Raw genomic sequence first — 26,204 nt, forward strand, 5'->3', positions numbered from 1 at the left:
GGAGGGGCCGCGGCCCGCCGACCTGCCGGAGCCGGTCGCCTACCTGGCGGTCGCGGACGCGCGCCGCGCCCTGGCGCTCGCCGCCGCGCGGCTCCACCCGGGCCAGCCCGCCGCGATCGTCGCCGTCACGGGCACGAGCGGCAAGAGCTCCGTCGCCGACTTCGTGCGCCAGATCCTCGGCCGCCTCGGCCGGGAGGCGGCGAGCCTCGGGACCCTCGGGGTGATCACCACCGGCGGGGCGGCCTACGGCTCGCTCNGCGACGCTCGACCGCCTCGCCCGCGACGGCATCACCGACCTCGCCATGGAGGCCTCCTCGCACGGCATCGCGCAGAGCCGCCTCGACGGCGTGCGCCTCGCCGCGGCCGGGTTCACCAATCTCGGCCACGACCACCTCGACTACCACCACACGCCGGAGGCCTACCTCGCGGCGAAGCTGCGCCTGTTCGAGACCCTGCTGCCGGAGGGTGCGACCGCCGTCGTGAACGCCGACGGGGCCGAGGCCGGGCGCGTCGCGGCGGCGGCCCGCGCGCGGGGCCTGACCGTGGCGACGACCGGCCGGGCCGGCGAGACCCTGCGCCTCGTCTCGGCGCGCACGCACGGCTTCTCCCAGGCGCTCGCGGTCGCGGCCGCGGGCGAGACCCACGCGGTCGACCTGCCCTTCGTCGGCGCCTTCCAGGTCGAGAACGCGCTGCTCGCCGCCGGGCTGGTGCTGGCGATGCCGGCCGGGCGCGGGCGGACCCGGGAGGTGATCGCGGCGCTCGGGCACCTCGCCGGGGTCCCGGGCCGCCTCGAGCGGGTCGGCCAAGTGCGGGACGCCCTCTGCGTCGTCGACTACGCCCACAAGCCGGAGGCGCTGGCGGGCGTCCTCGACGCCCTGAGGCCCTTCACCACGGGCCGGCTCGTCTGCGTGATGGGCTGCGGCGGCGACCGCGACCGGGCCAAGCGCCCGCTGATGGGCGGCATCGCGGCCGGGCGGGCGGACCGGGTCATCGTGACGGACGACAATCCGCGCGGCGAGGACCCGGCGCTGATCCGGGCCGCGATCCTGGCGGCGGCGCCGGGCGCCGAGGAGATCGGCGACCGCGCGGAGGCGATCCGCGCCGCCGTGCGGGATCTCGCGGCCGGCGACGTGCTGGTGGTGGCCGGCAAGGGTCATGAAACGGGCCAGATCATCGGCGACCGCATGCTGCCCTTCTCCGACCGCGACGCGGTCCTGAGCGCGATCGAGGAGACCCGCGCATGACCGAGCCCCTCTGGATCCTCGACGACGCCCTCGCGGCCATGGCGGCGCGCCTCTCCGGCGAGGCGCGCCCGCTCGCCGGCATCTCGATCGACACCCGCACCCTCAAGGTCGGCGACCTGTTCTTCGCCATCAGGGGCGAGGCCCGGGACGGGCACGACTTCGTCCGCGACGCCCTCGCCCGCGGGGCCGGGGCCGCGGTGGTGGCGCAGGACCGGGAAGCGGAGCTGGAGGGGGCCGGCCCCCTGGTCGTCGTGCCGGCGCGCGACGGGGACGCGGTCCTGGGCGCCATGCGGGCGCTCGCGGCGGCGGCCCGGGCCCGCACCGGCGCCCGCATCGTCGCGGTGACGGGTTCGGTTGGCAAGACCGGCACGAAGGAGGCCCTGCGCCACGTCCTCTGCGCGCAGGGCGCCACCCACGCCTCGGTCGCCTCCTACAACAACCACTGGGGCGTGCCCCTGACCCTGAGCCGGATGCCGGCCGCGAGCGCCTTCGGGGTGTTCGAGATCGGCATGAACCACCCGGGCGAGATCGCGCCGCTGACCCGCCTGGTGCGGCCCGAGATCGCGCTCGTCACCACGGTCGAGCCGGTCCACATCGAGCATTTCCGCGCGCTCCCGGGCATCGCCGACGCCAAGGGCGAGATCTTCGGCGGGCTCGAGCCCGGCGGCGTCGCGGTGATCAACCGCGACAACCCGAGCTTCGAGCGCCTCGAGGCCCATGCCCGCGCGTCGCGGGCCGGGCGGGTCGTCAGCTTCGGCGAGCACCGCGAGGCCGACGTGCGGGCCGAGCGCATCGTGCTGCGGCCCGACCTCTCGATCGTGGACGCCCGGGTGCTCGGGCTGCCGGTGACCTACCAGCTCGGCACGCCGGGCCGGCACACCGCGCTCAACTCCCTCGCGGTCATGGCCGCCGTCCACGCCCTCGGCGCCGACCTCGCGCTCGCGGCCCTGTCGCTCGCCCAGCTGCGCCCGCCCGCGGGCCGGGGCGCCCGCACGATCCTGCGCGTCGGGGAGGGCGAGGCGCTCCTCGTCGACGAGAGCTACAACGCCAACCCGGCCTCCGTCCGGGCGGCGCTCGCGACGCTCGCGGGCGTCGCGGCCTCCGGCCGGCGCATCGCGGTGCTGGGCGACATGCTGGAACTCGGCGCCGAGGCGCCCCGCCTCCACCGGGACCTGGCGCAGGCGGTGGACGAGCACGGCATCGACCTCGTCTTCACCGCCGGACCGGGGATGCAGGAGCTGTTCGACGCCCTGCCGGCGGGCGCCCGCGGGGCCTGCGCCGCCGCCGCGTCCGACCTCGTCGGGACGGTGCTGTCCGCCCTGCGGCCCGGTGACGCCGTGATGGTGAAGGGCTCGAACAGCACCCGCATGGGGAGGATTGTCGAGGCGCTCAAAGCCCGCTACGGGGGCGGCGCGGGTCAGGATCTCGCCGTCGGCCAACCCGGCTGATCTCTCAATCGGAGCCACGCCAGCGGTGCCGGCCCGCCCGGCACCGGCGCTCCTTCACGATCGGGATGATTCCGGGATGCTGTACCTCCTCTCCGACCTGAGCGGCGTGTTCTCGCCGCTCAACGTCTTTCGCTACATCACCTTCCGGACCGGGGGCGCGCTGTTCACGGCGGGCTTCTTCGTGTTCTGGTTCGGGCCCTGGATCATCTCGCTCCTGCGCCTGCGCCAGGGCAAGGGCCAGCCGATCCGCGAGGACGGCCCGCAATCCCACCTCCTGACGAAGCGCGGCACGCCCACCATGGGCGGGCTGATGATCCTCGCCGGCGTCATGGTGGCGGTGCTGCTCTGGGCCAACCCCCGCAACCACTACGTCTGGATCACCATGGTGGTGACGCTCGGCTTCGGGGCGATCGGGTTCTACGACGACTACCTGAAGGTGACGAAGCAGAGCCACAAGGGCTTCTCCGGCAAGTTCCGCCTCGGCCTCGAGGCCCTGATCGCGGTCTCGGCCTGCCTTGCGGTGGCGGAGTACTCGGCGCCGGGCCTCGCCTACCGGCTCGCCTTCCCGGTGTTCAAGGACGCCATCGTCAACCTCGGCCTGTTCTACGTCGCCTTCGCGGGCTTCGTGATCGTGGGGGCCGGCAACGCCGTCAACATCACGGACGGCCTCGACGGGCTCGCCATCGTGCCGGTCATGATCGCGGCCGCGACCTTCGGGATCATCGCCTACCTCGTCGGCAACGTGATCTACGCCTCCTACCTCCAGGTGAACTACGTGCCGGGGACGGGCGAGCTCGCGGTGGTGTGCGGGGCGCTGATCGGGGCGGGCCTCGGCTTCCTGTGGTTCAACGCGCCGCCGGCCCAGATCTTCATGGGCGACACCGGCTCCCTCGCGCTCGGCGGCCTCCTCGGCACCGTCGCGGTCGCCACCAAGCACGAGATCGTGCTGGCGGTGGTGGGCGGCCTGTTCGTGCTGGAGATCCTCTCGGTGATCATCCAGGTCGCCTCGTTCAAGCTCACCGGCAAGCGCGTCTTCCGCATGGCGCCGATCCACCACCATTTCGAGCAGAAGGGCTGGAAGGAGCCGCAGGTGGTGATCCGGTTCTGGATCATCGCGGTCGTCCTGGCGCTGCTCGGCCTCGCGACCCTGAAGCTGCGCTAGGTTCCCGCCGGCGCCGCGCCCCCGGAGGGTCTCGGGGGGCGCCCGGTCCGCGGCCGGGTCGGCGCCGCGCGGGCCGCCCGCGCGGTCCCTCAGCGCTGCGCCTGGCGGGCCGGCCGCGCGGTCCCTCAGTGCTGCGCCTGCGGCCTCACCGTGTAGGAGCCGCCGCGGATGCGGTCCGGAAAACCCTCGGCGTAGCGCGCGGTGGCCTCCTCGCCGTAGGTCTGCACCAGTTCCTGGAAGGCCGCGAACAGGGCGGCCTGGGCCATGCAGTCGCCGTCGATCCCGTCGAGACAACCTTCGGCGAACGCCTCCGAGACGTAGCCCAGGGCGGCGCGCTTGGCGTCCTGGTCTTCCTCGTGCGGCAGGGCGGAGGGTGCGGACTGGGTCATCGAGGGCCTTGGGCGAAGCGGGCTTTCCGGGTCTTCCCGAGTCATAGGATCTCGGCCGGCGGCGAGCCAGTCAGGAATTTCGAAGAGGTTAACGGCGACGCGAGAATGCGCGCGGCTTCGGCACGGGCGCCACATTCGTTGCGGGACGGCCACAGCCATCGGCACGGCTCAGCCCCCGAAGCGCCCCGCGAGGCCGATCGACAGGCGCTCGCCCTCGGCGATGAAGCGGGAGGCGGCCTCCCCGGCCGACGGGGTGCAGACCCGGTAGCTCACGGCGTAGCCGCGGTAGCCGCGGTTGTAGGCGCCGGCGATGCGGTCGCGGCGCCCCGGCGTGGTGCCCTCCGCGTCGAGGAGCGCCCTCATGCGGCTCGGCCACTCGGCCGCGTCCGGGCTGCCGCACAGGTTGCGCAGGAAGCTCAGCGCCCCGATGATCTCGGACAGGCGCAGGAGGTCGCGGTCGTAGGGCGCGGGCAGGTCCGGCGCCGGCGCCGGGGCCGCCTCCTTCTCGGGCGCCTTGGCAGCCGGGGGCGCGCTCGGGCGCGGCCGGGTCTGGGCCGCGGCGGCGCCCGCGAGGGCGAGGGCCAGCGCGAGGGCGAGCGCCGCCCTCATGCCTCGCCCGCCTCGCCCGTCACTGCGAGCGCGTGCGCGAGCACCGCGTGCAACCCGGCGGTGGTCGGCAGCGCCCGCGCCTCCCGGAGGGTCACCCAGCGGACCGCGAGCGCCTCCTCGCCCGGGGCTGGCTCGTGCCGCAGCCAGCGGGCGGCGTGGGGATGGACCACGTAATGGTGCAGGACGGCGCCGTCGCCGTCGCGCTCGATGATCTCGAGGGGCGGGAGCCCGGCCACGATCTCGGCCTCGACGCCGACCTCCTCGCGCAGTTCGCGCAGGGCGGCCTCGCTCACCGTCTCGCCGGCCTCCACGAGGCCGCCCGGGAGCGTGTAGACGCCCTGCCGCGGCGGCCGCCCGCGGGCCGCGAGGAGGACGCGGCCGTCGCGCACCACCGCCACCGAGGCGGCGAGGAACGGGCGGGCCGGGTAGCGGCGGCGCCAGACCGCATCCGCCTCGTCGGTCACGGCCGCACGTCCGCCACGCGTCCGTCGGCGAGGACGACCAGGATGTGGGCGCCGCGGCCGCCGCCCAGCACCGCGAGGCCGGGCCCGGCCGGGGCCGGGAGGGCGACCCGGGCGCGCTCGACGATGCCGCCCCGGAGCGAGACGAGGGCCAGCGCCGCGCGGTCCAGCGTCGGCAGGGCGAGCGCCGTCCCGCCGCCGTCGAGGGCGAGGGGGGCGGCGGGGGCGGCGTAGCCCCGCGCCTCGGCCCGCAGCGCCGGTCGGGCGCCCGCGACCGACCAGTGCTGGAGCACGCCCTCCGCGCCCCGCACGACCGCGAGGCTCGGCGCGCCGTCCCCGAAATCGGCCGACGCGGCCGGGCTGAGGCCGCCGGGCCCGGCCGGGATCTCGGCCCGGAGCCGCCAGGCACCGGCCTCGCGCCCGATCAGGGCCAGGCTCTCGGATCCCGCCCGGGCCTTGACCACGACGAGGTGGAGGGCGCCGTCGATGTCGACGGTGCGCACCGTCTCGCCCGTGAAGACCGCGTCGGCGCCGGCCGGCACCGTCGTGGTGGTGACCGGGACCGGCTTCGGCTCGGCGCTCATCGCCACCGGCTGGCGCTCGCGCACGGTCACGCCGGCGGCGCCCGCCGGGTCGCCCGCGGTCGCGCCCGTGAGGTAGGCGGTGACGGGGCCGGAGAGGGCGCGGCGCGAGCCGGCGAGGGCGCCCCGCGGCGTCTCGCCGGCCGACAGGCCCTCGATCGCCTCGGGCGAGAGGGGCACCACCGCGACGCGGTCGCCGGCGAGCGTCAGCGCGGCGCCGCCGGTCTCGCCCCACATCACCACGACGCCGCCGGCGGGGCGCCGGGGCAGCTGCGGCAGGCCCGAGGTCTCGACCGCCACCGCGACCTCGCTGCCGGCGTCGCGCACCTGCGTCACCCGGAAGGGGAGCGGGAGGAGGGCGACGACGGACTCGGCGCGGGCCGGGGCGGCGAGGCCCGCGAGCGGGGCGGCGAGACCGGCGATCCGTGCGGCGCGCGCGAGCCGCGCGGCGCCCGCCCGTTCACACATGCTGCCCGCCGTTGATGTGCAGCTCGGCGCCGTTCACGTAGGACGAGGCCTCGGTGCACAGGAAGTAGATCGCCTTGGCGACCTCGTCGGGCGTGCCGAGGCGGCGCTGCGGGATCTGGGCCACGAGCTTGTCGGTCCCGGGCGAGAGGATCGAGGTGTCGATCTCGCCCGGCGAGATCGCGTTCACCCGGACGCCGAGGGGCCCGAAATCCCCCGCCATCTCGCGGGTCAGGCTGGCGAGCGCGGCCTTCGAGGTGGCGTAGGCGGCGCCCGCGAAGGGGTGCACCCGCGACCCGGCGATCGACGTCACGTTGACGATCGAGCCGCGGGCCCGGGTGAGCTCGTCGCAGAGGCCGCGGGCGAGCAGGATCGGCCCGAAGAAGTTGACCTGGAACACCCGCTGCCAGTCCGAGAACGGCGTCGTGATCGCGCCGAGGCGCTCGCCGCCCGGGCACTTCGGCGAGATGCCGGCGTTGTTCACGAGCGCGTGGAGGAGGCCGCCCTCGGCCTCGAGCCGCCCGGCGACCTCCCGGACGGCGCGGACGGTGTCCTCCGGATCGGCGAGGTCGACCTGGAGGTGGTCCTCCGGGCCCATCTCCCACGGGCAGTTCTCCGGGAAGGCGTGGCGCGAGCAGGTGATGACGCGCCAGCCCGCGGCCGAGAAGCGCTTCACGGTGGCGTGGCCGATGCCGCGGCTCGCACCCGTGAGGAGCATCACGCGCCGGCGTTCGTTGGTCGACTGGGCCAAGGCGGTTCCTCGGGGCATCGTATGCGGGGCGCAGGTTCGGGGCGGTTCGGCCTGACGCGCGGGAGGCGCTCACGGTAGGCCTCGCCGCCGGGGAAATCCAGGGCTCGCCGCGCCGCAGCATGGCGGCGCCGCGCGGCGCCCCGGCGCGGCCGGGAGCGCCTCAGGGGTAGAGCCGCGCCCGCTCCCAGGCCGCTCCGGCCCGGGTGAAGCGCACGCGGTCGTGCAGCCGGGAGGCGCCGTCCTGCCAGAACTCCATCGTCACCGGGGCGATGCGGTAGCCCGTCCAGTGCGGCGGGCGGGGCACCTCAGCCTCGGGGAAGCGCGCCGAGACCTCGGCCACGGCCCGCACCAGCGCGTCCCGGCTCTCCAGGGCCTGCGACTGGCGGCTCGCCCAGGCCCCGATGCGGCTGTCCCGGGCGCGGCTCGCGAAGTAGGCGTCGGCCTCCGCGTCGTCCACCCGGGTCACCTCGCCGCGGGCCCGGACCTGGCGCCGCAGGCTCTTCCAGTGCAGCACCAGGGCGGCGCGGGGGTTCTCGGCCAGCTCCGCCCCCTTCAGCGAGAGCGTGTTGGTGTAGAACACGAAGCCGCGCGCGTCGGCGCCCTTGAGCAGCACGATGCGCACGTCCGGCAGCCCGTCCGCGCCCGCGGTCGCGAGCGCCATGGCGTTCGGATCCTCCGGCTCGGACGCGCGGGCCTGTGCAAACCACTGGTCGAAGAGCGACCAGGGATCCGTGCACTGGGTGAAATCATCGTTCGTTAACCCGTCCACGGCATCGTCCTTACCTGTGACAACCGGATCTGAGGGGCGGGCCGGCGTCGCAAGCGTGCGTGCGTCGCGGCGCCGGGGCCCCCCGTCGTGAGAACAGGTGTGATGCGTCGCGGCGTGTGTAAAGTCAGTTCGCGCGGATGGGCGCTCGGTGCGGCCGTGTGCGGCCTCGCGGCGGGCGGGATGCTCGCGGTCGGCGGGTGCAGCCAGCCGCTGATCATGTTCCGGCCGACGCTGGCGCAGGCGCCCGCGGAGACGGACACGACCGGCAGCATCGCGCCCGCGGCCCCCAGGAGCTTCGGCGGCGATCTCTCGATCGAGGATTGGCGCCGGGCCAAGGCGGCGCTCGGCGTCGCCCTTGACCCGCAGGGCAACGGCCAGCCCGTGAAGTGGGACAACCCGGGCTCGGGCATGCGCGGCATGGTCAATCCCACGGGCCTGCCCTTCGTGCGCAACGACGAGATCTGCCGCGGCTTCCTGGCGACCGTGATCGGGCCCTCGGGCAACCGCTTCGTGCGCGGCACGGGCTGCCGGCCCTCCGGCGGCGCCTGGGAGCTGAAGAGCCTCAAGGCGACGACGAAGCCCGCGGGCGATCCGGCCTGAGGCCGGCCGCCCGGCCGCGGCGAAGCCGGCTGCATCGGCGCGCAGGCCGCGCCTGCAAAACCCGCGGGCGCGTGCGTTGCAATCCGGCAACACCGTCGCCAGATAGGGTTCGACTCGCATTCGCGGAGCGGCCCTGCTCCAGCCCAACTCTGCCCGGATCGCCATGCCCAACCCTTACGACGTCCTCGGCGTGAGCCGCTCGGCCGACGAGGCCGAGATCAAGAAGGCTTTCCGCAAGCTCGCCAAGACCTACCACCCCGACCGCAACAAGAACGACGCCAAGGCGCAGGACCGCTTCGCCGAGGTCAACCAGGCCTACGAGATCCTGGGTGACGCCAAGAAGCGCGAGCAGTTCGACAAGGGCGCCATCGACGGCGACGGCAAGCCGCGCTTCACCGGCTTCGAGGGGTTCGGGGCCGGCGGGGGCGGCGGCGCGGCGGGCGGGGGCCGCGGCGGCTTCGGGGGCTTCGACTTCGAGGCCATGAACCGCGCGCGGGGCGGCGGGGCCGGGGGCCTGGGCGAGGACATCTTCTCCCACCTGTTCGGCGAGGCCTTCCGGTCGGCGGGCGGGGCCGGCCCCCGCGCGGCCGCCCAGAAGGGCGACGACGTCTCGGCCGAGCTCACCGTCACCCTCGAGCAGGTCGCCACCGAGGCGAAGCTGCGGCTGAACCTGCCGTCGGGCCGCGAGGTCGACGTGGTGGTGCCCAAGGGCGTCGTCGACGGGCAGGTCATCCGCCTGCGCGGCCTCGGCTACGCGGGCGCGCACGGCGCCGAGGCCGGCGACGCGCTCCTGACCATCCGGTTCTCGGCCGATGCCCGCTTCCAGGTCGAGGGCGCCGACCTGCGCATCGCCGTCGAGGTGCCGCTCGAGGACGCCGTGCTCGGCGGCCCGATCCGGGTGCCGACGCTGACCGGCGTGGTCGAGATGAAGATCCCGGCCATGACCAGCTCCGGCCGCACCTTCCGGTTGCGCGGCAAGGGCCTGCCGAAGAAGGACGGCAGCCGGGGCGACCTGCTGGCCAGCGTCGCCATCGTGCTCCCGGCCGCCGGCGACGAGGCGCTCCTCGACTACGCCCGCAAGCGCCGCGCCGCCACCGCCCAGGGTTGAACGCCGCCCGGCCGGGCCGGGCCCCGGGTTTCGGAAGCCCGGCCGCGCGGCCGGACTTCCGTCGCCCGCGGGCGTCGGCTAAGGATGCCGGTGGGGCGCCATGCACGGCCAGGTTCGCGGGGCCGGGGCGGGTGCGGTCTTCCGCTGGCGGCTGTTCTTTGGGTGACTCATGGCTGACTCGAACCGGGCACAGGTACAGGACTTCGCGCAGTCCGCGTCGCCGAAGGCGGGGCTGCTCGCCGGCAAGCGCGGCCTCGTGCTCGGCGTCGCCAACAACCGCTCGATCGCCTGGGGCATCGCCCGCAGCGCCCGCCAGCACGGCGCCGAGCTCGCCTTCACGTACCAGGGCGAGGCCCTGAAGAAGCGCGTCGAGCCCCTCGCCCGCGAGCTCGACGCGGCGGTGGTGGGCCATTGCGACGTCACCGACCCGGCCTCGATCGACGCCGTGTTCGAGGCCGCCGGGCGCCACTTCGCCGGCGGGCTCGACTTCGTGGTCCACTGCATCGCCTTCTCGGACAAGGACGAGCTCACCGGCCGCTACGTCGAGACCAGCGAGGCGAACTTCACCAAGTCGCTGCTGATCTCCTGCTACTCGTTCACCGCCATCGCCCAGCGGGCCGAGAAGCTGATGCGCGACGGCGGCTCGCTGCTCACGCTGACCTATTACGGCGCCGAGAAGTGGATGCCGCACTACAACGTCATGGGCGTCGCCAAGGCGGCGCTCGAGGCCTCGGTGCGCTACCTCGCGGCCGATCTCGGCCCGCAGAAGATCCGCGTCAACGCGATCTCGGCCGGGCCGATCAAGACCCTGGCGGCCTCCGGCATCGGCGATTTCCGCTACATCCTGAAGTGGAACGAGTACAACGCGCCCCTGCGCCGCTCGGTGACCATCGACGAGGTCGGCGAGACGGCCGCCTACCTCGTCTCCGACATGTCCCGCGGCATGACCGGCGAGATCCTCCACGTCGATGCGGGCTACCACGTCGTCGGCATGAAGAACCCCGAGGCGCCCGACCTCAGCCTCGACAAGGACTGACGGGAACGAGGCGGCCCACGGGCCGCCGGCCGCCCCCGGGGACTGGACCCGGCGGCAGGAGCCGCCATGATGCGGGCTCCGACGACACGCGGAGCCCGACATGCCCACGCCCCGAATCGCCATGCTCACCGCCGGCGGCATCGCGCCCTGCCTGTCCGCGGCGGTCGGCGGATTGATCGCGCGCTACACCGACCTCGCGCCCGAGATCGAGATCATCGGCTACCGCAGCGGCTACAAGGGCCTGCTCAAGGGCGAGCACCTGCGCGTCACGCCCGAGGTGCGCGCGTCCGCCGGGCTGCTGCTCAAGCACGGCGGCTCGCCCCTCGGCAACAGCCGGATCAAGCTCACCAACGTGGCGGATTGCGTCAAGCGCGGCCTTGTCCGGGAGGGCCAGGACCCGCTGCGCGTCGCCGCCGACCAGCTCGCCCGCGACGGCATCACGATCCTGCACACGATCGGCGGCGACGACACCAACACCACCGCGGCCGACCTCGCCGGCTACCTCCAGGGGAACGGCTACGCGCTCACCGTGGTGGGGCTGCCCAAGACCATCGACAATGACGTGGTGCCGATCCGCCAGACCCTCGGCGCCTGGACGGCGGCCGAGCAGGGCGCGCTCTACTTCGAGAACGTCGTCAACGAGCAGAGCGCCAACCCGCGCATGCTCATCGTGCATGAGGTGATGGGCCGCAATTGTGGCTGGCTCACCGCGGCGACCGCCCGGGCCTACCGGGCGCGGCTCGACGGCGTGCCATTCCTGCCCGCCTTCGGCCTCGACCGAGCCCAGAAGGAGATCGACGCCGTCTACGTGCCGGAAAGCCCCCTCGACCTCGACCGCGAGGCCGAGCGGCTGCGCGCCCGCCTCGACGCGAAGGACTGCGTCACCATCTTCCTCAGCGAGGGCGCCGGGCTCGACACCATCGTCGCCGAGATGGAGGGCCGCGGCGAGGTCCTGGGCCGGGACGCGTTCGGGCACGTCAAGATCGACACCGTCAACGTCGGCAAGTGGTTCGCCGACCGCTTCGCGCCGCGCATCGGGGCCGAGAAGACGCTCGTGCAGAAATCCGGCCACTTCTCCCGCTCGGCCGCCGCCAACGCCGACGACCTGCGCCTGATCCAGGGCATGGTCGACCTCGCGGTCGAGTGCGCCCTCGGGGGCGTCTCGGGCGTGATCGGCCACGACGAGGAGCGGGAGGGCCGCCTGCGGGCGATCGAGTTCCCGCGCATCCGCGGCGGCAAGGCCTTCGACCCGCAGGTCCCGTGGTTCTCCGAGATGCTCGACGCCATCGGCCAGCCGCGGGAATAGGATTGGCGGGTTCGCGGCGGGCGGCCTCTCGTGGCGGGCCCGCCGCCCGCGGCGGGCGACCTCCCCCCGGGCGGAACGCCCGGCGGGAGGTCGCTGCGAAGGTCTACTTGATCACCGCGCAGGCGATCCGGGCCCCCGCGTTGCCGATCGGCTGCGTCGCGTGGTCGTCCTCGCTCGCGTGGATCACCAGGGCCGCGCCGTCGGCGTCCTTGAGGCCGCCCTCGCCGGTCAGCGGCGTATCGCTCGACACCTCGGCGTTGACCGAGCCGTCCTGCGCCGCGAAGACGTTCGGCAGGTCGCCCTCGTCCGGGCCGTCCGGGTTCAGGAGGCCGTGCTTGGCGTTGTCGTGGTTCAGGTGGGCCTTCGAATCCTGGAACTTGTCCACGTCGGCGCAGGTGCCGACGGCGTGGAAGTGGATGCCGTGCCAGCCGGGCGGCAGCCCGCCGGCCTGGATCGTGACCCGCACCACCAGGGAGTTGGCCCCGTCCCGCAGGGCGATCTTGCCGATCGTCTGCCCCTTGTTGTTGATGATCGGCGCGTCGTAGGTCGCGGGTGCAGCGGGGGCCGCGGCCTTGTCCTGGGCGGTCGCCGGGATCGCGAGGCCGAGGAACACGGCGCTCGCGAGCAGGGTCGTTCTCATGGGCAACACTCTCTTCTGTCCACCGCGACAATAGGTAAGGAGCAACAGTGCCGTCGACAGGGCCGATGCAGGATCGCACGGGATGACGGCGCGGGAGCGTCTTCGCGCCGACCGCCTCCTCGTGGAGGCGGGTCACTTCGAGAGCCGGGCCCGGGCCCGCGCGGCGATCGAGGCCGGGCTCGTCAGCGCCGACGGCGCGGCCGTGCGGCGCGCCTCCGACCTCCTCGCCCGGGACGCCGCGATCGTCGCCGAGGCGCCCCACCCCTACGTGTCCCGCGGCGGCCTCAAGCTCGCGGCGGCGCTCGACGCGTTCGGGTTCGATCCCGCCGGGCGGGTCTGCCTCGACGTCGGCGCCTCGACCGGGGGCTTCACCGACGTGCTGCTGCGCCGCGGGGCCGCCCGCGTCCACGCGGTGGATGTCGGGCGCGGGCAGCTCCACCCGCGCCTCGCGGCGGATGCCCGCGTCGCCGCCCTCGAGGCCACGGACGCCCGCGCCCTCGACCCCTCCCTGCTGCCGGAACCTCCGGGTCTCCTGGTGATCGATGTCAGCTTCATCGGCCTGCGCCTCGTCCTGCCGGGCCTCGTCCCGCTCCTCGCCCCGGAGGCCGCGCTGGTGGCGCTGATCAAGCCGCAATTCGAGGCCGGGCGCGAGCGCGTCGGCCGCGGCGGCCTCGTGCGCGACGAGGCCGTCCAGGCGGAGGTCTGCGCGGCCGTCCGCTCCCTCGTGGAGACGCTCGGCCTCGCGGTCGCCGGCCTGATCCCGTCGCCGGTCGAGGGCGGGGACGGCAACCGGGAGTTCCTGATCGGCGCCGTCCGCCGGGGAGCCGGCGCGTGAGCGGGCCGGTGCGCATCGCCCGCCTCGGCGCCCGCGGCGACGGCGTGACGGCGGACGGCCTCGTCGTGCCGGGGGCGCTGCCGGGCGAGACGGTCAACGTCATCCCCGAGGAGGGGGCCCGCGGCGGCGCGGCCCGGGCCCGGCTCGAGGCCGTGCTGGAGCCGTCCCCGGACCGGATCGCGCCGTTCTGCCCCTATTTCGGCACCTGCGGCGGCTGCGCGGTCCAGCATCTCGCTCCCGCGCCCTACGCGGCCTGGAAGCGCGACCTCGTCGCGGCGGCGCTCGCGCGCGCCGGCATCGCGGCGCCCGTCGCGCCCCTCGTCGACGCCCACGGGGCCGGGCGGCGCCGGATCACCCTGCACGTCCGCGCCGGGGAGGGCGGGCCGCGGGCCGGGTTCATGGCGGCCCGCAGCCACGCCCTCGTGCCGATCGACCTCTGCCCGATCACCGAGCCGGCCCTGCACGGCGCGCCCGGGAACGCCCGCCGCCTGAGCGGCCCGCTCGGGGGCGGGGGCAAGCCCCTCGACGTGCAGGTGACGGCGACGTCGGGCGGCCTCGACGTCGACCTGCGCGGCCACGGCCCGGCCTCCGCGCGCGCGCGCCAGACCCTGATCGGCCTCGCGGGCGAGCTCGATCTCGCCCGGCTCTCCCTGCACGGCGACGTGCTGATCGTGCGCCGCCCGCCCGAGACCGCCTCCGGGCGCGCCCGCGTGCTCGCGCCGCCGGGCGGCTTCCTGCAGGCCACCGCGGCCGGCGAGGCGGCCCTGGCGGGCCTCGTCGCCGCCGGGACCGGCCGGGCCCGGCGCGTCGCCGACCTGTTCGCGGGCTCGGGCGCCTTCTCGCTCGTCCTGGCGGAGAGCCGTGCCGTCCACGCCGTCGAGAGCGATCCCGGCGCCGTCGCGGCCCTCGACCGCGCCGCCCGGGAGACCCCGGGCCTGCGCGCCGTCACGGCCGAGCGCCGCGACCTCTTCCGCCGGCCGCTCCTCGCCCCGGAGCTCGACCGCTTCGACGCGGTGGTGTTCGACCCGCCCCGGGCAGGGGCCGAGGCGCAGGCCGCGCGCATCGCCGAGTCGAAGGTGCCGGTGGCAATCGGCGTCTCCTGCGACGCCGCCACCTTCGCGCGCGACGCGGGCCTCCTCGCCCGCGCCGGCTTCCGGCTGGACGCGGTGACGCCGGTGGACCAGTTCCGGCACTCGGCCCATGTCGAGATCGTCGGCGTGTTCCGGCGGGAGGGCCGGCGGCGCTGAGGCGGCCCGCCGGTCAGTCGCCGACGATTGCCCGGGTCAGGGCGCTGCGGGGATCGGCGAGGTCTTCCACGATGCCGAAATGATGCCGGCCCGCGACCTCGAACGCCGCCGTGACGGCGCCGAGGCCGTGCCAGACGTTCGCCAGGAGCAGGTTCTGGCGGCGGAACTCCGGCAGCTCCCCGGCCCCCGCGCAGGCGACGAGGCGGGCGCCCGGGCGCGGCTCGCGCAGGGCGGGACTCTCGCGGCGGGCCTCGTCGGCGTGGAGGCGCAGGACCGCGTTCATCCGCGTCGCCAGGAGCGGGCGCAGGTCGTGGACGCCGCTGATCGAGACCGCCCGGACGATCCGCCCCGCGCAACCGAGGTCGACGTCGGCGCAGAGCATCCGCGCCGCGAGGTGGCCGCCCGCCGAGTGGCCGCAGAGCCGGATCGGGCCGGGCACCTCCGCGGCGGCCCGCTCGAGGAAGGCCGCGATGTCCGCGGTGATGCCGGCGATGCGGGCGTCGGGGCAGAGCGGGTAGCTCGGGAGCGCCACCGCGTGGCCGGCCGCCAGGGGGCCGGCGGCGAGGTGGGACCAGACCGACTTGTCGAACGCCCGCCAGTAGCCGCCGTGGATGAACACCACGAGGCCCGCGGCCTCGCCCTCGGGCAGGAAGAGGTCGTAGCGGTGCCGCGCGCCCGCGCCGTAGGGCAGGTCGAGCCGGGCGCGGCCGGCCCCGCCGAGGCGCGCCCGGAAGGCGGCGGCCTCGGCGGCCCAGCGCGGCGGGAACGCCGCCGCGTCCGGGATCGCGGCGGCATTGTCGTAGGCGAGGTCCGGATCGCCGAGCGGGACCGCCCCGGCCTCCCAGGCGGGCGCGCTCCCCATCACGCCGCGTCCGGCACGATCGCGGTCGCCTCGATCTCCACGAGGGCCCCCGGCTCGACGAGGTCGGCGACCTGCACCAGCGCCATCGCGGGGAAGTGGCGGCCCATGACGCGCCGGTAGACCGGGCCGAGCTCGGACAGGGAGGCGCGGTAGGTCGCGACGCTGCGCACGTACCAGGTCAGGCGCGCCACGTGCTCGGGACCGCCGCCGGCCTCGGCCAGCACCGCCAGGATGTTGCGCAGCGTCTGCTCGACCTGCGGGAGGAAGCCCTCGGCCAGCACCTCGTCCGCGTCCCAGCCGATCAGGCCGCCGGTCATCACCACGGTGCCGCGGCCCGCCATGCCGTTGGCGTAGCCCTTCGGCTTGCGCCAGGCGGCGGGCTGGAGCGTCGTGAGCCCCTGCGGCGCGAAGGCGGCGTTGGGCGTCGCGTCCTCGCGGACGAGCGGTCGGGTGGCGGTCACGCGTGTTCTCCCTGCCTGGCTTCTTCCTCGGCCCGCTTGCGCAGGGCGAAGCGTTGCAGCTTTCCGGATTCGGTCTTGGGCAGGGCGGCCACGAAGTGGACCGCCCGCGGGTACTTGTAGGGCGCGAGGTCCTGCTTCACGTGGTCCTGCAGCGCCCGCGCGAGGGCCGGGTCCCCGGTCAGGCCGGGGTTCAGCACCACGTAGGCGGCGACGATCCGGCCGCGCTCGGGGCAGGGGGCCGCGACCACGCCGCACTCCGCGACGGCCGGGTGGGCGAGGAGGCTCGCCTCCACCTCCGGCCCGGCGATGTTGTAGCCCGCCGAGACGATCATGTCGTCGTTGCGGGCCTGGAACCAGAAGTACCCGTCCGCATCCTGCACGTAGGTGTCGCCGGTGATGTTCCAGCCGTCCCGGACGTAGGCGGCCTGGCGCGCGTCGGCGAGGTAGCGGCAGCCGATCGGCCCGCGCACCGCGAGGCGGCCCGGCACCCCGGGCGGGCAGGGCCGGCCCTCCTCGTCGATCACCCGCGCCTCGTAGCCCGGCACCGGCCTGCCGGTGGCGCCGGGCCGGATCTCGTCCTCGCGGGCGGCGATGAAGATGTGCAGCATCTCGGTCGCCCCGATGCCGTCCATGAGCTTGAGGCCGGTCGCCTTCAGCCAGGCATGGTAGGTCGGCGCCGGCAGGGTCTCGCCGGCCGAGACGCACTTGCGCAGCGAGGACAGGTCGTGCTCGGGCAGCAGCGACAGCATCGCCCGGTAGGCGGTGGGCGCCGTGAACACGATGGTGGCGCGGTAGCGCGCGATGGCGCGGGCGAGCTCCGGCGGACCGGCCTTCTCGATCAGCACCGCCGAGGCGCCGACCCGGAACGGGAACAGCACGAGGCCGCCGAGGCCGAACGTGAAGGCGAGGGGCGGCGACCCGATGAAGACGTCGTCGGGCCCCGCCCGCAGCACCTCGCGGGCGTAGGCGTCGCAGATCACCAGGAGGTCGCGCTGGTAGTGGATCGTCGCCTTCGGCAGGCCCGTTGTGCCCGAGGTGAAGCCGAGGAGGCAGGGATCGTCGGCCCGGGTCGGGGGCGGCGCGAAGGCGTCGGAGGCGCCCTCGAGCAGCGCGCCGAGGGCGCCCCCGGCCGTGCCCGACCAGGTGACGATCCGCACGCCGCCCGGCATCCCGGCGGCGGCCGCCTCCATCTCGGCCGCGAGCCCGGCCTCGCAGAGGGCGAGCCCGATCCGGGCCTTGTCGAGGATCGGCACGAGCTCCTTGGCGCGCAGGAGCGGCATCGTCGCCACCACGATCCCGCCCGCCTTGATGATCGCGAGGTAGAGCGCGACCTTGGTCGGGTTGTTGGCCGAGCGCAGCAGCACGCGCTGGCCTGGCACGAGGCCGAGCGGGCCCGCGAGGACGTTCGCCATGCGGTCGATCATCCGGGCGAGGTCCGCGTAGGTCCAGGTCACCTCCGGGCCGACGAGGGCCACCCGGTCGCCGCGCCCGGCCGCCAGGTGGCGGTCGACGAGCTCGACCGTGGCGTTCAGGTGCTCCGGGTAGCCGAGCCGGTCGAGGTTGATGAAGTCCGGCATCTCCTCGGCGGGCGGCAGGTTGTCGCGCACGAAGGTGTCGACGGGCCCGGCCCCGGCCCTGCCGGCGGCCGCGTCTCGGGTCGGGGCGTCACGGGTCTCCTGCACGGCAATCCTCCGGTCAGCCCAGGATCTGGCGGGCGATGACGAGCTTCTGGACCTCGGTGGCGCCCTCGTAGATCCGCAGCGCGCGGATCTCGCGGTAGAGGGTCTCGGGCACCGAGCCGGCGCGCACGCCCTCGCCGCCGTGGAGCTGCACCGCCCGGTCGATGACGCCCTGCGCCGCCTCCGTCGCCACCATCTTGGCCATGGCGGCCTCCCGGGTGATGCGGGGGGCGCCCGCGTCGCGGGTCCAGGCGGCGCGGTAGACGTGGAGCGCAGCCGTGTCGATCGCCGTCGCCATCTCGGCGAGGCTCGTCTGGGTGAGTTGCATCGCCGCGAGGGGCGCCCCGAAGAGCTGCCGCGAGCGGACCCGCGCCAGGGTGGCGTCGAGCGCCCGGCGGGCGAAGCCGAGGGCCGCCGCCCCCACGGTGGCGCGGAAGACGTCCAGGGTCGCCATCGCGACCTTGAAGCCCGCGCCGCCCGCGCCGATGCGGTTCTCCGCCGGCACCCGGCAATCCTCGAAGCGCAGCCGTGCCAGCGGGTGGGGCGCGATGGTGTCGAGGCGCTCGGCGACGTGCAGGCCCGGCGTGCCGGCCGGGACGAGGTAGGCCGAGAGGCCGCGGGCGCCCGCGGCCTCGCCGCTGCGGGCGAAGACCACGTAGGTGTCGGCGATGCCGCCGTTCGAGATCCAGGTCTTCTCGCCGTCGAGGCGGACCCGGCCGTCGCCGGCCGGCCCGGCCGTGAGGGCGATCTGGGCGACGTCCGACCCGGCCTCCGGCTCGGTCAGCGCGAAGGCCGCGACGCTGCGCCCCGCCCGCACGCCGGGGAGCACGCGCGCGCGCTGGGCGTCGGTGCCCGCGAGGGTGACCGCCCCGCTGCCGAGGCCCTGCATGGCGAAGGCGAAGTCCGCGAGCCCGTCGTGGCGGGCGAAGGTCTCCCGCAGGAGGCAGAGGGCCCGCACGTCGAAGCGCCCGTCCTCGGGCGCCGCGTAGGCGAGGAACCCGGCCTCGCCCAGGGCCGCCACGAGGCGGCGGCAGGAGGCGTCGACGTCGTGGTGGTCGACGAGGCCCGGGATGGTCCGGGCCGCCCAGGCCTCGGCCTGCGCGGCGAGGCCGCGGTGGCGGGGCTCGAGGAACGGCCAGTCGAGGAACGTCGCGTCCGGCATGGTCAGTCGCCCGCGAAGACGGGTTTGCGCTTCTCGGCGAAGGCCTCGAAGGCGCGGCGGAAATCCTCGGTCTTCATGCAGAGCGCCTGCGCCACCGCCTCGGCGTCGATGGCGGCGTCCACCCCCATCGCCCACTCCATGTGGAGCATCCGCTTGGTGAGGCCGTTGGCGTAGGTCGGCCCGGCGGTGAGCGCCCGCGCCATCTCGCCGGCCGCCTCGAGCGCCCCGCCCGCCGGGACGAGGCGGTTGAAGAAGCCCCAGCGCTCGCCCTCCTCGGCACTCATGAAGCGGCCGGTGTAGAGGAGCTCCGAGGCCCGGCCCTGGCCGATCAGGCGGGGCAGGATCGCGCAGGCCCCCATGTCGCAGCCCGCGAGCCCGACGCGGTTGAACAGGAACGCCACCCTGGCGCCCGCGGCCGCGACCCTCAGGTCGGAAGCCATGGCCACGATGGCGCCGGCCCCGGCGCAGATGCCCTCGACGGCGGCGACGACGGGCTGCGGGCAGGCCCGCATCTCCTTGACGAGGTCCCCCGTCATGGCCGTGAAGGCGTGGAGGTCGGCCGCGCCGAGGCGCGTCAGCGGCTCGATGATCTCGAACACGTCGCCGCCGCTCGAGAAGTTGCCGCCCGCGCCCGTGACCACGACCGCGGTGACGCCGTCCTCGTAGCGCAGCGCCCGGAAGGTGTCGCGCAGCTCGGCGTAGCTCTCGAAGGTGAGCGGGTTCTTCCGGTCCGGCCGGTCGAGGGTGATCGTGGCGATGCCCGCCTCGATCGCGAGGCGGAAATGCGCGGGCGCGAAGCCCGCGAGGGGGGCCGCGATGGCGTTCTGGCGTTTCATGGATCCTCCCTTGGGGGGCCGTGCGGGTGCGGGCGCGCCGGTCTGCACCGAGGCCTTGAGCGCGCCGAGCCGCGCCGACAGCGCCTCCTGCTCGGCCGGGTCGAGGGCCCCGATCAGCTCGCCGATCCAGTCGGCGTGCGCCCGCGCCATCTCGGCGAAGGCGGCGCGCCCGCGGCGGGTCAGGCGCACCCGCACGGCGCGCCGGTCGGTCTCGGAGACCTGGCGCTCGAGCAGCTCCTCCTGCGCCAGGCGCTCGACGAGGCCCGTGACGTTGCCGTTCGAGACCATCATGCGGCGGGACAGCTCGCCGAGCAGTATGCCGTCCGGCGCGCGCTCGAGCTGCGCCATCAGGTCGAAGCGGGGCAGGGTGGTGTTGAACCGGTCGCGCAGGCGGCGCCGGATCTCCGCCTCGATGGTGTTGGCGGTGGTGAGGAGGCGCAGCCAGAGGCGCAGCTCGCTGCGGTGCCGGTGGGCGCCGACCGGGATGCGGCCCTCCGGATCGGGCGGCGCGGCGTCGCTCACGACTCGCCACCCGCGACCGCGACAGCCTGCCCGGTCACCCCGGCCGCGCCCGGGCCGGCGAGCCAGAGCACCCCGTCCGCCACCTCCTCGGGCCGGATCAGGCGGCCGAGGGGGTTGTGGCGTGTGAACTCGGCCATCAGCTCGGCCCGGTCGCGGCCGGTCCTGGCCTCAAGCCCGTCGAGGGCGCCCGCGACGAGGTCGGTGTCGGTGTAGCCCGGGCAGACCGCGTTGACGGTGATGCCCGTGGGGGCGAGTTCGAGCGCCAGGGCGCGGGTCAGCCCGACCACCGCGTGCTTGGCCGCGCAGTAGGCGCCGACGTAGGGATAGCCCTTGAGGCCGGCGGTCGAGGCCACCGTGACGATGCGGCCCTGCCCCCGCGCCCGCATGGCCGGCACCACGGCGCGGACCGCCGTCAGGACCGGCTCGAGGTTGAGCGCCATCATGCGGCGCAGCTGCGCGACGTCGCTGCGGCCGAGGGGCGCGGTCTCGGCCCCGCCGGCGTTGTTGACCAGCACCTCGACCGGGCCGCCGGCCTGCGCGGCCGCCGCGAGCGCGGCCGCGAGGGCGTCCGCGTCGCTGACGTCGGCCGCGACCGCGCGGGCGGCGCCGATCTCGGCCCGCGCCCGCTCGGCGCTCGCGGGCGTCCGGCCGAGCACCGTCACCTCCTCGCCCGCCGCCACGAAGGCCGACGCGATGGCGCGCCCGATGCCGCGGGCGGCACCGGTGACGAGGACGTGTCGGGAGGGTCGGGGCTGGCTCACGGCAGGCTCGCTCTCACGAATTGCTTCAACCTTGAACGTTTCCGGCGCGCCCGGGCCCGGGGCCGGGGGTGCGCCTCAGCCCGCCGCGACCCGCAAGGGGCCGGGCCGCTCGGCCGCGGCGAAGCCCGCCTTTCCGGCGTAGCCGCCGACGATCGCCTGGCGCTCGGCGCGGCTCAGGACGTCGTCGACCTGCGCGAAGCCGGCAGGCGCCCGCTTCTCGACCTCGTCGATCACCCGCTCCGGCCCGCCCTTGCGGTTGAGGAGCACGATCTCGGCGGTCCTCGGCCGGCGCTCCGCCTCGTAGGCGTGGAGCGCCTGGGCCGGGTGCTCGGCCCGCGCGAGGGCGTCGCCGAGGGCGCGGGCGTCGAGGATCGCCTGGGAGGCCCCGTTCGAGCCGACCGGGTACATCGGGTGGGCGGCGTCCCCGAGGAGCGTCACCCGCCCGTGGGTCCAGCGGGGCAGGGGGTCGCGGTCGCACATCGGGTACTCGAAGGCCTGCGGCGTCGCCTCGACCAGGGCCGCGAGGTCGAAGCCCGGGATGGTGAAGCGGCGGGCGTAGGGCAGCACCGTCGCGCGCAGGGCCGGGCGCGACCAGCTCTCCTTCGGGGGCGGCGAGACCCGCCCGTCCGCCATCTTGACGAAGACCACCCAGTTCATGAGCTGCCGGCCCTCGCGGCCCTCGGCGATCGGGTAGAGCACGCACTTGGCGCCCATGCCGCCGCCGATCGCCATGGTGCGGCCGTCGCCCCAGGGCGCCCACTCGGCGGCGCCGCGCCACATGAGGACGCCGTCCCAGCGCGGCGGTCCCTCGTCGGGGAAGAAGGCGCGCCGGGCGACCGAGTGGATGCCGTCGGCGCAGATCAGCGCGTCGCCCCGCACGGTGCGCCCGGCATCGCCCCTCAGCGCGTCGGTGAAGTGCGCCGTGACCCCGCCCTCGTCCTGCATGAAGCCCGCGAGCGCGAGGCCGGTGCGCACCGCGTCGGCGCCCAGGCGCGCGCGCACCGCCTCGTGCAGCACGCCCTGGAGGCGCCCGCGGTGGATCGAGAATTGCGGCACCGGGTGTCCCGCCTCGAGGCCGCGCGGCTCGCGCCACACCTCCTGGCCCTGGCGGTTGAAGTAGGCGAGCTCGCGGGTGCGGATGCCGACCCGGTCGAGGGCCGGCAGCAGGCCGAGCTCGGCGAGCTCCCGGATCGCGTGCGGCAGGGTGTTGATGCCCACCCCGACCTCGCGCACCTCGGGGGACTGCTCGTAGATCTCGGCCCGGATGCCGCGCTGGTGCAGCATGAGGGCGGTGGCGAGGCCGCCGATGCCGGCCCCGACGATGATGACGGCCATGGGCTCACTCCGCCTCGGGAGGGGGCAGGAAGTCGACCTCGTGCTTGGCCGAGACCGCCACGACGTCGGCCGGGTCGGCCTGCGGCCCGAGGTTGTGGAGCGCCCAGAACAGGTCGTAGAGCCGGCGCGCCGGCGCGACCCAGAACACGCACTTCACGTCCGCGTCGCTGCGGTTGAACAGGCCGTGCGGCCGGCCCCGCGGCAGCCGGACCGTGTCGCCGGGCCCGGCCGCGCTCTCCTGGCCGTCCAGCACCAGGGTCAGGCGGCCCTCGAGCATGTAGATGAACTCGTCCTGGTTCGGGTGGATGTGGGGCGGCACGAAGGTGCCGGGCGGGAAGGTGGCGTGCCAGGACAGCGAGCTCTCGGAGAGCTGCTTGGGCACGTAGGTCTGGCCGAGGATGTTCCAGCGGATGCCCTCGATGCCCTCGTTGGCCCGGGTCACGCCTGCACTCATGCTCGTCATGGAACGCTCCATCGTGTCGTTACGCCGTCGCGCCGGCCCGCCCCCGAACCGGAGCGGGACCCTGCACCAGTGCGGGGGATCCGCCCCTCACACGTGCAGGAACCTGTCCTTGACCTGCGGGGCGCGCCGCAGCTCCTCGGTCGTCCCGCTCCAGACGACGCGGCCCTTCTCGATCACCACGTGGCGGTCGGCGAAGCGCGCGAGGGCATCGACGTTCTTGTCGATGACGAGGATCGCCTCGCCCTCCCGCTTGATCGCCTGGAGGCAGCGCCAGATCTCCTCCCGGATCAGGGGCGCCAGGCCCTCGGTCGCCTCGTCCAGCACCACGAGGCGCGGGTTGGTCATGAGGGCGCGGCCGATCGCCAGCATCTGCTGCTCGCCGCCCGAGAGCTGGTCGCCGCCGTTGCGCCGGCGCTCCTTCAGGCGCGGGAACAGGCGGTAGACCGCCTCGAGCGTCCACTTCGCCCCCCGGGGGCCCCGCTCGGTGGCGAGCAGGTTCTCCTCCACCGAGAGGGTCGGGAAGACCTGGCGCCCCTCCGGCACGAGGCCGAGGCCCCGGCGGGCCACGAGGTGGGAGGGGCGCCCGGTCATGTCCTCGCCGTCGATCCACACCCGTCCGGCCCGGGGCTTGAGGAGCCCGAAGATCGACCGGATCGTGGTGGTCTTGCCCATGCCGTTGCGGCCGAGCAGCGTCACCACCTCGCCGCGCCCCACCGCGAGGTCGATCCCGAACAGGATGCGGGAATCGCCGTACTGGCTCTCGAGGCCCTCGACGCGCAGCATCAGGCCGCCTCCTCCTCGCCGAGATAGGCGGCCCGCACCTCGGGGTCGGCCCGCACGGCGGCCGGATCGCCGCTGGCGATCACCCGGCCGTAGACGAGCACGCTCATCCGGTCGGCGAGCGCGAACACCGCCTCCATGTCGTGCTCGATCAGCACGATGGTGTGGGTCGTCTTGAGGTCCCGCATCAGCCCGACGAGGATCGCGGATTCCTCCGGGCCGGTGCCGGCGAGCGGCTCGTCGAGGAGGAGCAGGCGGGCGTCGGTGGCGAGCGCCACCGCGATCTCGAGCTGCCGCTTCTCCCCGTGCGAGAGGCTGCCGGCGCGCCGCCCGGCGCGGTCGGCGAGCCCGACCCGGGCGAGGGCGGCCATCGCGGCCTCGTTCAGCGCGTCCTCGCGGGCGGCCGGCCGGACGAACCGGAAGCTCGACCCCGCGCGCGCCTGGACCGCCAGGGCGGCGTTCTCGAGCACCGAGAAGCCGTCGAGGACCGAGGTGATCTGGAACGAGCGGGCGAGGCCGCGGCGCACCCGCTCGACCATGGAGCGGCCGGTGATGTCCTCGCCGGCGAGGCGCACCTCGCCGGAATCGCTCGGCAGGCTGCCGGAGAGCTGGTGGATCAGCGTGGTCTTGCCGGCGCCGTTGGGGCCGATGATGGCGTGGAGCTCGCCCGCCGCCACGTCGAGGCCGACGTCGTCCGTGACCTTGAGGGCGCCGTAGGCCTTGCGCAGGTGGCGGACGCTGAGGAGCGGGGCGCTCACGGGCGCGCCCCCGTCAGCCGGGCCGCGAGGCCCGCGAGGCCGCCGCGGGTGAGGAGCACGACCAGCACCAGCAGGAGCCCGAGGCCGAGCCGCCAGTGCTCGGAATAGTGCGCGAGCCCCTCCTCGACGGCGATGAGCGCCGCCGCGCCGGCGATCGGACCGACCAGGGTCCCCATGCCGCCGAGCACCACCATGACGATGAGCTCGCCCGAGCGCTGCCAGCTCATGTAGGCCGGCGAGGCGAACTCGGCCTGGTTGGCGAGCAGCACCCCGGCGAGGCCCGCGAGCGCCCCGGCCGCCACGTAGGCGGTGAGCCGGTACGGGAAGGGCGCGAAGCCGATCGCCCGCATGCGCACGGCGTTGTCGCGGGTGCCGCGCAGCACCCGGCCGAAGCGCGAGCCGACGACGCGGTGGAGCGCCAGGCAGGACAGGGCCAGGACCGCGAGCACGCCGTAGAACAGGGGCAGGTCGCCCTCGAGCAGGGGCAGCCCGGCGAGCGTCGAGCGCCGCGACAGCGGCAGGCCGTCGTCGCCCCCGTAGGCGCTGAGCGAGACCATGAAGAAGTAGGCCATCTGCCCGAACGCCAGGGTGATCATGATGAAGTAGACGCCGCGCGTGCGCAGCGAGATCGCCCCGGTGACGAGGGCGAAGAGCGCGCAGGCCGCGACCGCCGCGAGGGCCTGGAGGCCGAGGTCATGGACCCCGTGCGCGTCGAGGATGCCGACCGCGTAGGCGCCGATCCCGATGAAGGCGGCGTGGCCGAAGGACACCAGGGCGCCGTAGCCGAGCACGAGGTCGAGGGAGAGCGCGGCGAGCCCGAAGATCATCATCCGGGTCGCCGTGACGACGAGGAAGGGCAGCCCGAGGGCCTGCGCGGCGACCGGCACCAGCGCGAAGGCCCCGAGGATCAGCCCGGCCGCGACCGCGGTCCCGGAGAGGCCGATCCGGCGTCGGGGCGGCTCGGCGGCGGCGCGGGCGACGAGGGCGGTCATCGCCCGCCCCGCATCGGAAAAAGCCCCGAGGGCCGGAAGAACAGGACCGCCGCCATCAGGATGTAGATCAGCATCGGGGCGAGGGTGCGCCCGGTCTGCGAGGCCGCGGATGCGTCGAGCACGCTGCGCAGCAGGATCGGCCCGAAGGTGCGCCCGAGCTGGTCGGCGAGGCCGACGAGGAGGCCCGCCACGAAGGCGCCCCGCACCGAGCCGACGCCCCCGATGACGATGACCACGAAGGTCAGGATCAAGACCGAGTCGCCCATGCCGGGATCGACCGAGAGGATCGGCGCCACCATGGCGCCGGCGAACCCCGCCAGCATGGCGCCGAGGCCGAACACCACCATGAACAGCCGCCGGATGTCGACGCCGAGGGCCGCCACCATGGCGCCGTGGGTGGCGCCCGCGCGCAGGCGCATGCCGAGGCGGGTGTGGTTGACGAGGAGGTGGAGGCCGAGGGCCGTGGCGAGGCCCGCCGCGATGATGGCGATGCGGTAGAGCGGGTAGTGCAGCGTGCCGACGAGGAGCACCGATCCCGACAGGATCTCGGGCACCGGCACGCTCAGCGGGCCCGAGCCCCAGACGATCCGCACGCCCTCGTTGAGGATCAGGATCAGCCCGAAGGTGGCGAGCACCTGGTCGAGGTGGTCCCGCTCGTAGAGGTGGCGCACCACCAAGACCTCGAGGACGATGCCGAACAGGAGGGTCGCCGGCAGCGCCAGCGCGAGGCCGAGGAAGAAGCTGCCGGTGAGCGCCGTCAGGGTCGCGGCCAGGTAGGCGCCGATCATGTAGAGGGCGCCGTGGGCGAGGTTGATCAGGTCCATCACCCCGAAGATCAGGGTCAGCCCGGCCGCCACCAGGAACAGCAGGATGCCGAGCTGGACGCCGTTCAGCGCCTGGATCAGGAACAGGTTGAGCATCGCCGCACCCCCGGCCGCGCCC

General features: G+C 75.0%; 27 protein-coding genes and 3 pseudogenes. 10 read left to right on the plus strand and 20 right to left on the minus strand.

All coding sequences use genetic code 11. The features are described 5' to 3' along the window. From DT057_RS36405 to mraY, 4 genes and pseudogenes are all read left to right on the plus strand, one after another. A pseudogene (locus DT057_RS36405) lies at positions 1 to 256 on the plus strand (UDP-N-acetylmuramoyl-L-alanyl-D-glutamate--2,6-diaminopimelate ligase); the annotation flags it as partial. A gap of 1 nt (position 257) precedes the next feature. Continuing rightward, positions 258 to 1,244, plus strand: a pseudogene (locus tag DT057_RS02235) (Mur ligase family protein); the annotation flags it as partial. Next, entirely contained in the window at positions 1,241 to 2,692 is a 1,452-nt protein-coding gene (locus DT057_RS02240; protein ID WP_128560498.1) for a UDP-N-acetylmuramoylalanyl-D-glutamyl-2,6-diaminopimelate--D-alanyl-D-alanine ligase, read from the plus strand. The pseudogene DT057_RS02235 and the gene DT057_RS02240, both read left to right, overlap by 4 nt. 76 nt (positions 2,693 to 2,768) lie before the next feature. Then, the gene (mraY, locus tag DT057_RS02245) at positions 2,769 to 3,854 is read left to right on the plus strand and encodes a phospho-N-acetylmuramoyl-pentapeptide-transferase (RefSeq protein ID WP_128560499.1); all 1,086 of its coding nucleotides are present in this window, start codon (positions 2,769 to 2,771) and stop codon (positions 3,852 to 3,854) included. Between the two features lie 125 nt (positions 3,855 to 3,979). Here mraY and DT057_RS02250 read toward each other — a convergent pair whose 3' ends face one another. The 6 genes from DT057_RS02250 to pdxH form a co-directional block, all read right to left on the minus strand. Continuing rightward, the gene (locus DT057_RS02250) at positions 3,980 to 4,243 is read right to left on the minus strand and encodes a hypothetical protein (protein ID WP_128560500.1); all 264 of its coding nucleotides are present in this window, start codon (positions 4,241 to 4,243) and stop codon (positions 3,980 to 3,982) included. 168 nt (positions 4,244 to 4,411) lie between these two features. Next, a complete protein-coding gene (locus DT057_RS02255; protein WP_128560501.1) occupies positions 4,412 to 4,852 on the minus strand; it encodes a TIGR02301 family protein in 441 nt (146 codons plus the stop codon). Beyond that, positions 4,849 to 5,316: an NUDIX hydrolase gene (locus DT057_RS02260; RefSeq protein WP_128560502.1), complete on the minus strand. Its 468-nt coding sequence runs from the start codon at positions 5,314 to 5,316 to the stop codon at positions 4,849 to 4,851. Before DT057_RS02260 ends, DT057_RS02255 begins: the two co-directional genes overlap by 4 nt. After that, the gene (locus tag DT057_RS02265) at positions 5,313 to 6,362 is read right to left on the minus strand and encodes a hypothetical protein (RefSeq protein WP_128560503.1); all 1,050 of its coding nucleotides are present in this window, start codon (positions 6,360 to 6,362) and stop codon (positions 5,313 to 5,315) included. The genes DT057_RS02260 and DT057_RS02265 overlap by 4 nt, the downstream gene beginning before the upstream one ends. Next, on the minus strand, positions 6,355 to 7,077 hold the full coding sequence (locus DT057_RS02270; RefSeq protein ID WP_128560526.1) for an SDR family NAD(P)-dependent oxidoreductase: 723 nt from the start codon (positions 7,075 to 7,077) through the stop codon (positions 6,355 to 6,357). The genes DT057_RS02265 and DT057_RS02270 overlap by 8 nt, the downstream gene beginning before the upstream one ends. 193 nt (positions 7,078 to 7,270) lie before the next feature. Then, positions 7,271 to 7,879, minus strand: a complete 609-nt coding sequence (pdxH, locus tag DT057_RS02275; protein WP_128560504.1) for a pyridoxamine 5'-phosphate oxidase — start codon at positions 7,877 to 7,879, stop codon at positions 7,271 to 7,273. 180 nt (positions 7,880 to 8,059) lie between these two features. On the opposite strand from pdxH, the gene DT057_RS02280 reads away from it, so the two are divergent. The 4 genes from DT057_RS02280 to DT057_RS02295 all read left to right on the plus strand — a co-directional run bounded on the left by DT057_RS02280 (position 8,060) and on the right by DT057_RS02295 (position 11,929). Further along, positions 8,060 to 8,479, plus strand: a complete 420-nt coding sequence (locus DT057_RS02280) for an RT0821/Lpp0805 family surface protein (protein ID WP_238313255.1) — start codon at positions 8,060 to 8,062, stop codon at positions 8,477 to 8,479. Between the two features lie 163 nt (positions 8,480 to 8,642). Continuing rightward, complete coding sequence (locus DT057_RS02285; protein ID WP_128560506.1) at positions 8,643 to 9,587, plus strand: DnaJ C-terminal domain-containing protein; 945 nt, start codon at positions 8,643 to 8,645, stop codon at positions 9,585 to 9,587. Positions 9,588 to 9,756: 169 nt separating this feature from the next. Further along, a complete protein-coding gene (fabI, locus tag DT057_RS02290) occupies positions 9,757 to 10,623 on the plus strand; it encodes an enoyl-ACP reductase FabI (RefSeq protein ID WP_128560507.1) in 867 nt (288 codons plus the stop codon). Between the two features lie 100 nt (positions 10,624 to 10,723). Beyond that, positions 10,724 to 11,929, plus strand: coding sequence for a pyrophosphate--fructose-6-phosphate 1-phosphotransferase (locus DT057_RS02295; protein ID WP_128560508.1), 1,206 nt, complete (start codon positions 10,724 to 10,726; stop codon positions 11,927 to 11,929). 103 nt (positions 11,930 to 12,032) lie between these two features. Here DT057_RS02295 and DT057_RS02300 read toward each other — a convergent pair whose 3' ends face one another. After that, entirely contained in the window at positions 12,033 to 12,569 is a 537-nt protein-coding gene (locus DT057_RS02300; RefSeq protein ID WP_128560509.1) for a superoxide dismutase family protein, read from the minus strand. Between the two features lie 82 nt (positions 12,570 to 12,651). Here DT057_RS02300 and DT057_RS02305 point away from each other — a divergent pair, with 82 nt between their 5' ends. Both DT057_RS02305 and DT057_RS02310 read left to right on the plus strand, forming a co-directional pair. After that, the gene (locus DT057_RS02305) at positions 12,652 to 13,404 is read left to right on the plus strand and encodes a TlyA family RNA methyltransferase (protein ID WP_128560510.1); all 753 of its coding nucleotides are present in this window, start codon (positions 12,652 to 12,654) and stop codon (positions 13,402 to 13,404) included. Then, complete coding sequence (locus DT057_RS02310; RefSeq protein WP_128560511.1) at positions 13,401 to 14,651, plus strand: class I SAM-dependent RNA methyltransferase; 1,251 nt, start codon at positions 13,401 to 13,403, stop codon at positions 14,649 to 14,651. Before DT057_RS02305 ends, DT057_RS02310 begins: the two co-directional genes overlap by 4 nt. Before the next feature lie 13 nt (positions 14,652 to 14,664). On the opposite strand, the gene DT057_RS02315 is transcribed toward DT057_RS02310, so the two are convergent. The 13 genes and pseudogenes from DT057_RS02315 to DT057_RS02370 all read right to left on the minus strand — a co-directional run bounded on the left by DT057_RS02315 (position 14,665) and on the right by DT057_RS02370 (position 26,182). Continuing rightward, positions 14,665 to 15,513 carry an alpha/beta hydrolase gene (locus tag DT057_RS02315; RefSeq protein WP_128560512.1) on the minus strand — a complete coding sequence of 283 codons (849 nt, stop codon included), beginning with the start codon at positions 15,511 to 15,513 and terminating at the stop codon, positions 14,665 to 14,667. Beyond that, on the minus strand, positions 15,513 to 15,974 hold the full coding sequence (locus DT057_RS02320) for a RidA family protein (protein WP_238313254.1): 462 nt from the start codon (positions 15,972 to 15,974) through the stop codon (positions 15,513 to 15,515). Before DT057_RS02320 ends, DT057_RS02315 begins: the two co-directional genes overlap by 1 nt. Next, entirely contained in the window at positions 15,971 to 17,551 is a 1,581-nt protein-coding gene (locus DT057_RS02325) for an AMP-binding protein (protein WP_128560528.1), read from the minus strand. Before DT057_RS02325 ends, DT057_RS02320 begins: the two co-directional genes overlap by 4 nt. A gap of 118 nt (positions 17,552 to 17,669) precedes the next feature. Next, the gene (locus DT057_RS02330; RefSeq protein WP_128560513.1) at positions 17,670 to 18,815 is read right to left on the minus strand and encodes an acyl-CoA dehydrogenase family protein; all 1,146 of its coding nucleotides are present in this window, start codon (positions 18,813 to 18,815) and stop codon (positions 17,670 to 17,672) included. A gap of 2 nt (positions 18,816 to 18,817) precedes the next feature. Then, positions 18,818 to 19,651, minus strand: a complete 834-nt coding sequence (locus DT057_RS35995; RefSeq protein ID WP_203236162.1) for an enoyl-CoA hydratase family protein — start codon at positions 19,649 to 19,651, stop codon at positions 18,818 to 18,820. A gap of 204 nt (positions 19,652 to 19,855) precedes the next feature. Beyond that, a pseudogene (locus DT057_RS36000) lies at positions 19,856 to 20,173 on the minus strand (MarR family transcriptional regulator); the annotation flags it as partial. After that, a complete protein-coding gene (locus DT057_RS02340; protein WP_128560515.1) occupies positions 20,170 to 20,934 on the minus strand; it encodes an SDR family NAD(P)-dependent oxidoreductase in 765 nt (254 codons plus the stop codon). The gene DT057_RS02340 and the pseudogene DT057_RS36000, both read right to left, overlap by 4 nt. Before the next feature lie 75 nt (positions 20,935 to 21,009). Beyond that, positions 21,010 to 22,269, minus strand: a complete 1,260-nt coding sequence (locus DT057_RS02345; protein ID WP_128560516.1) for a flavin-dependent oxidoreductase — start codon at positions 22,267 to 22,269, stop codon at positions 21,010 to 21,012. A 4-nt stretch (positions 22,270 to 22,273) separates the two neighbouring features. Then, positions 22,274 to 22,732: a cupin domain-containing protein gene (locus DT057_RS02350; protein ID WP_128560517.1), complete on the minus strand. Its 459-nt coding sequence runs from the start codon at positions 22,730 to 22,732 to the stop codon at positions 22,274 to 22,276. Between the two features lie 87 nt (positions 22,733 to 22,819). Further along, positions 22,820 to 23,515, minus strand: a complete 696-nt coding sequence (locus DT057_RS02355; protein WP_128560518.1) for an ABC transporter ATP-binding protein — start codon at positions 23,513 to 23,515, stop codon at positions 22,820 to 22,822. After that, the gene (locus DT057_RS02360) at positions 23,515 to 24,270 is read right to left on the minus strand and encodes an ABC transporter ATP-binding protein (RefSeq protein ID WP_128560519.1); all 756 of its coding nucleotides are present in this window, start codon (positions 24,268 to 24,270) and stop codon (positions 23,515 to 23,517) included. The genes DT057_RS02355 and DT057_RS02360 overlap by 1 nt, the downstream gene beginning before the upstream one ends. Beyond that, on the minus strand, positions 24,267 to 25,262 hold the full coding sequence (locus DT057_RS02365) for a branched-chain amino acid ABC transporter permease (RefSeq protein ID WP_128560520.1): 996 nt from the start codon (positions 25,260 to 25,262) through the stop codon (positions 24,267 to 24,269). The genes DT057_RS02360 and DT057_RS02365 overlap by 4 nt, the downstream gene beginning before the upstream one ends. Then, a complete protein-coding gene (locus DT057_RS02370) occupies positions 25,259 to 26,182 on the minus strand; it encodes a branched-chain amino acid ABC transporter permease (protein WP_128560521.1) in 924 nt (307 codons plus the stop codon). The genes DT057_RS02365 and DT057_RS02370 overlap by 4 nt, the downstream gene beginning before the upstream one ends. Positions 26,183 to 26,204 lie beyond the last annotated feature (22 nt).

The organism is Methylobacterium crusticola, assembly GCF_003574465.1.
In the GTDB taxonomy this organism is placed as follows: Bacteria; Pseudomonadota; Alphaproteobacteria; order Rhizobiales; family Beijerinckiaceae; genus Methylobacterium; species Methylobacterium crusticola.

Coding starts and splice junctions, on each gene's coding strand:
- DT057_RS02240 (WP_128560498.1), top strand. CDS start 1,241: ATGACCGAGCCCCTCTGGATCCTCGACGACGCCCTCGCGGCCATGGCG.
- mraY (WP_128560499.1), top strand. CDS start 2,769: ATGCTGTACCTCCTCTCCGACCTGAGCGGCGTGTTCTCGCCGCTCAAC.
- DT057_RS02250 (WP_128560500.1), bottom strand. CDS start 4,243: ATGACCCAGTCCGCACCCTCCGCCCTGCCGCACGAGGAAGACCAGGAC.
- DT057_RS02255 (WP_128560501.1), bottom strand. CDS start 4,852: ATGAGGGCGGCGCTCGCCCTCGCGCTGGCCCTCGCCCTCGCGGGCGCC.
- DT057_RS02265 (WP_128560503.1), bottom strand. CDS start 6,362: ATGTGTGAACGGGCGGGCGCCGCGCGGCTCGCGCGCGCCGCACGGATC.
- DT057_RS02270 (WP_128560526.1), bottom strand. CDS start 7,077: ATGCTCCTCACGGGTGCGAGCCGCGGCATCGGCCACGCCACCGTGAAG.
- DT057_RS02280 (WP_238313255.1), top strand. CDS start 8,060: ATGCTCGCGGTCGGCGGGTGCAGCCAGCCGCTGATCATGTTCCGGCCG.
- DT057_RS02285 (WP_128560506.1), top strand. CDS start 8,643: ATGCCCAACCCTTACGACGTCCTCGGCGTGAGCCGCTCGGCCGACGAG.
- fabI (WP_128560507.1), top strand. CDS start 9,757: ATGGCTGACTCGAACCGGGCACAGGTACAGGACTTCGCGCAGTCCGCG.
- DT057_RS02295 (WP_128560508.1), top strand. CDS start 10,724: ATGCCCACGCCCCGAATCGCCATGCTCACCGCCGGCGGCATCGCGCCC.
- DT057_RS02300 (WP_128560509.1), bottom strand. CDS start 12,569: ATGAGAACGACCCTGCTCGCGAGCGCCGTGTTCCTCGGCCTCGCGATC.
- DT057_RS02305 (WP_128560510.1), top strand. CDS start 12,652: ATGACGGCGCGGGAGCGTCTTCGCGCCGACCGCCTCCTCGTGGAGGCG.
- DT057_RS02315 (WP_128560512.1), bottom strand. CDS start 15,513: ATGGGGAGCGCGCCCGCCTGGGAGGCCGGGGCGGTCCCGCTCGGCGAT.
- DT057_RS02325 (WP_128560528.1), bottom strand. CDS start 17,551: ATGCCGGACTTCATCAACCTCGACCGGCTCGGCTACCCGGAGCACCTG.
- DT057_RS02330 (WP_128560513.1), bottom strand. CDS start 18,815: ATGCCGGACGCGACGTTCCTCGACTGGCCGTTCCTCGAGCCCCGCCAC.
- DT057_RS35995 (WP_203236162.1), bottom strand. CDS start 19,651: ATGAAACGCCAGAACGCCATCGCGGCCCCCCTCGCGGGCTTCGCGCCC.
- DT057_RS02345 (WP_128560516.1), bottom strand. CDS start 22,269: ATGGCCGTCATCATCGTCGGGGCCGGCATCGGCGGCCTCGCCACCGCC.
- DT057_RS02350 (WP_128560517.1), bottom strand. CDS start 22,732: ATGACGAGCATGAGTGCAGGCGTGACCCGGGCCAACGAGGGCATCGAG.
- DT057_RS02355 (WP_128560518.1), bottom strand. CDS start 23,515: ATGCTGCGCGTCGAGGGCCTCGAGAGCCAGTACGGCGATTCCCGCATC.
- DT057_RS02365 (WP_128560520.1), bottom strand. CDS start 25,262: ATGACCGCCCTCGTCGCCCGCGCCGCCGCCGAGCCGCCCCGACGCCGG.
- DT057_RS02370 (WP_128560521.1), bottom strand. CDS start 26,182: ATGCTCAACCTGTTCCTGATCCAGGCGCTGAACGGCGTCCAGCTCGGC.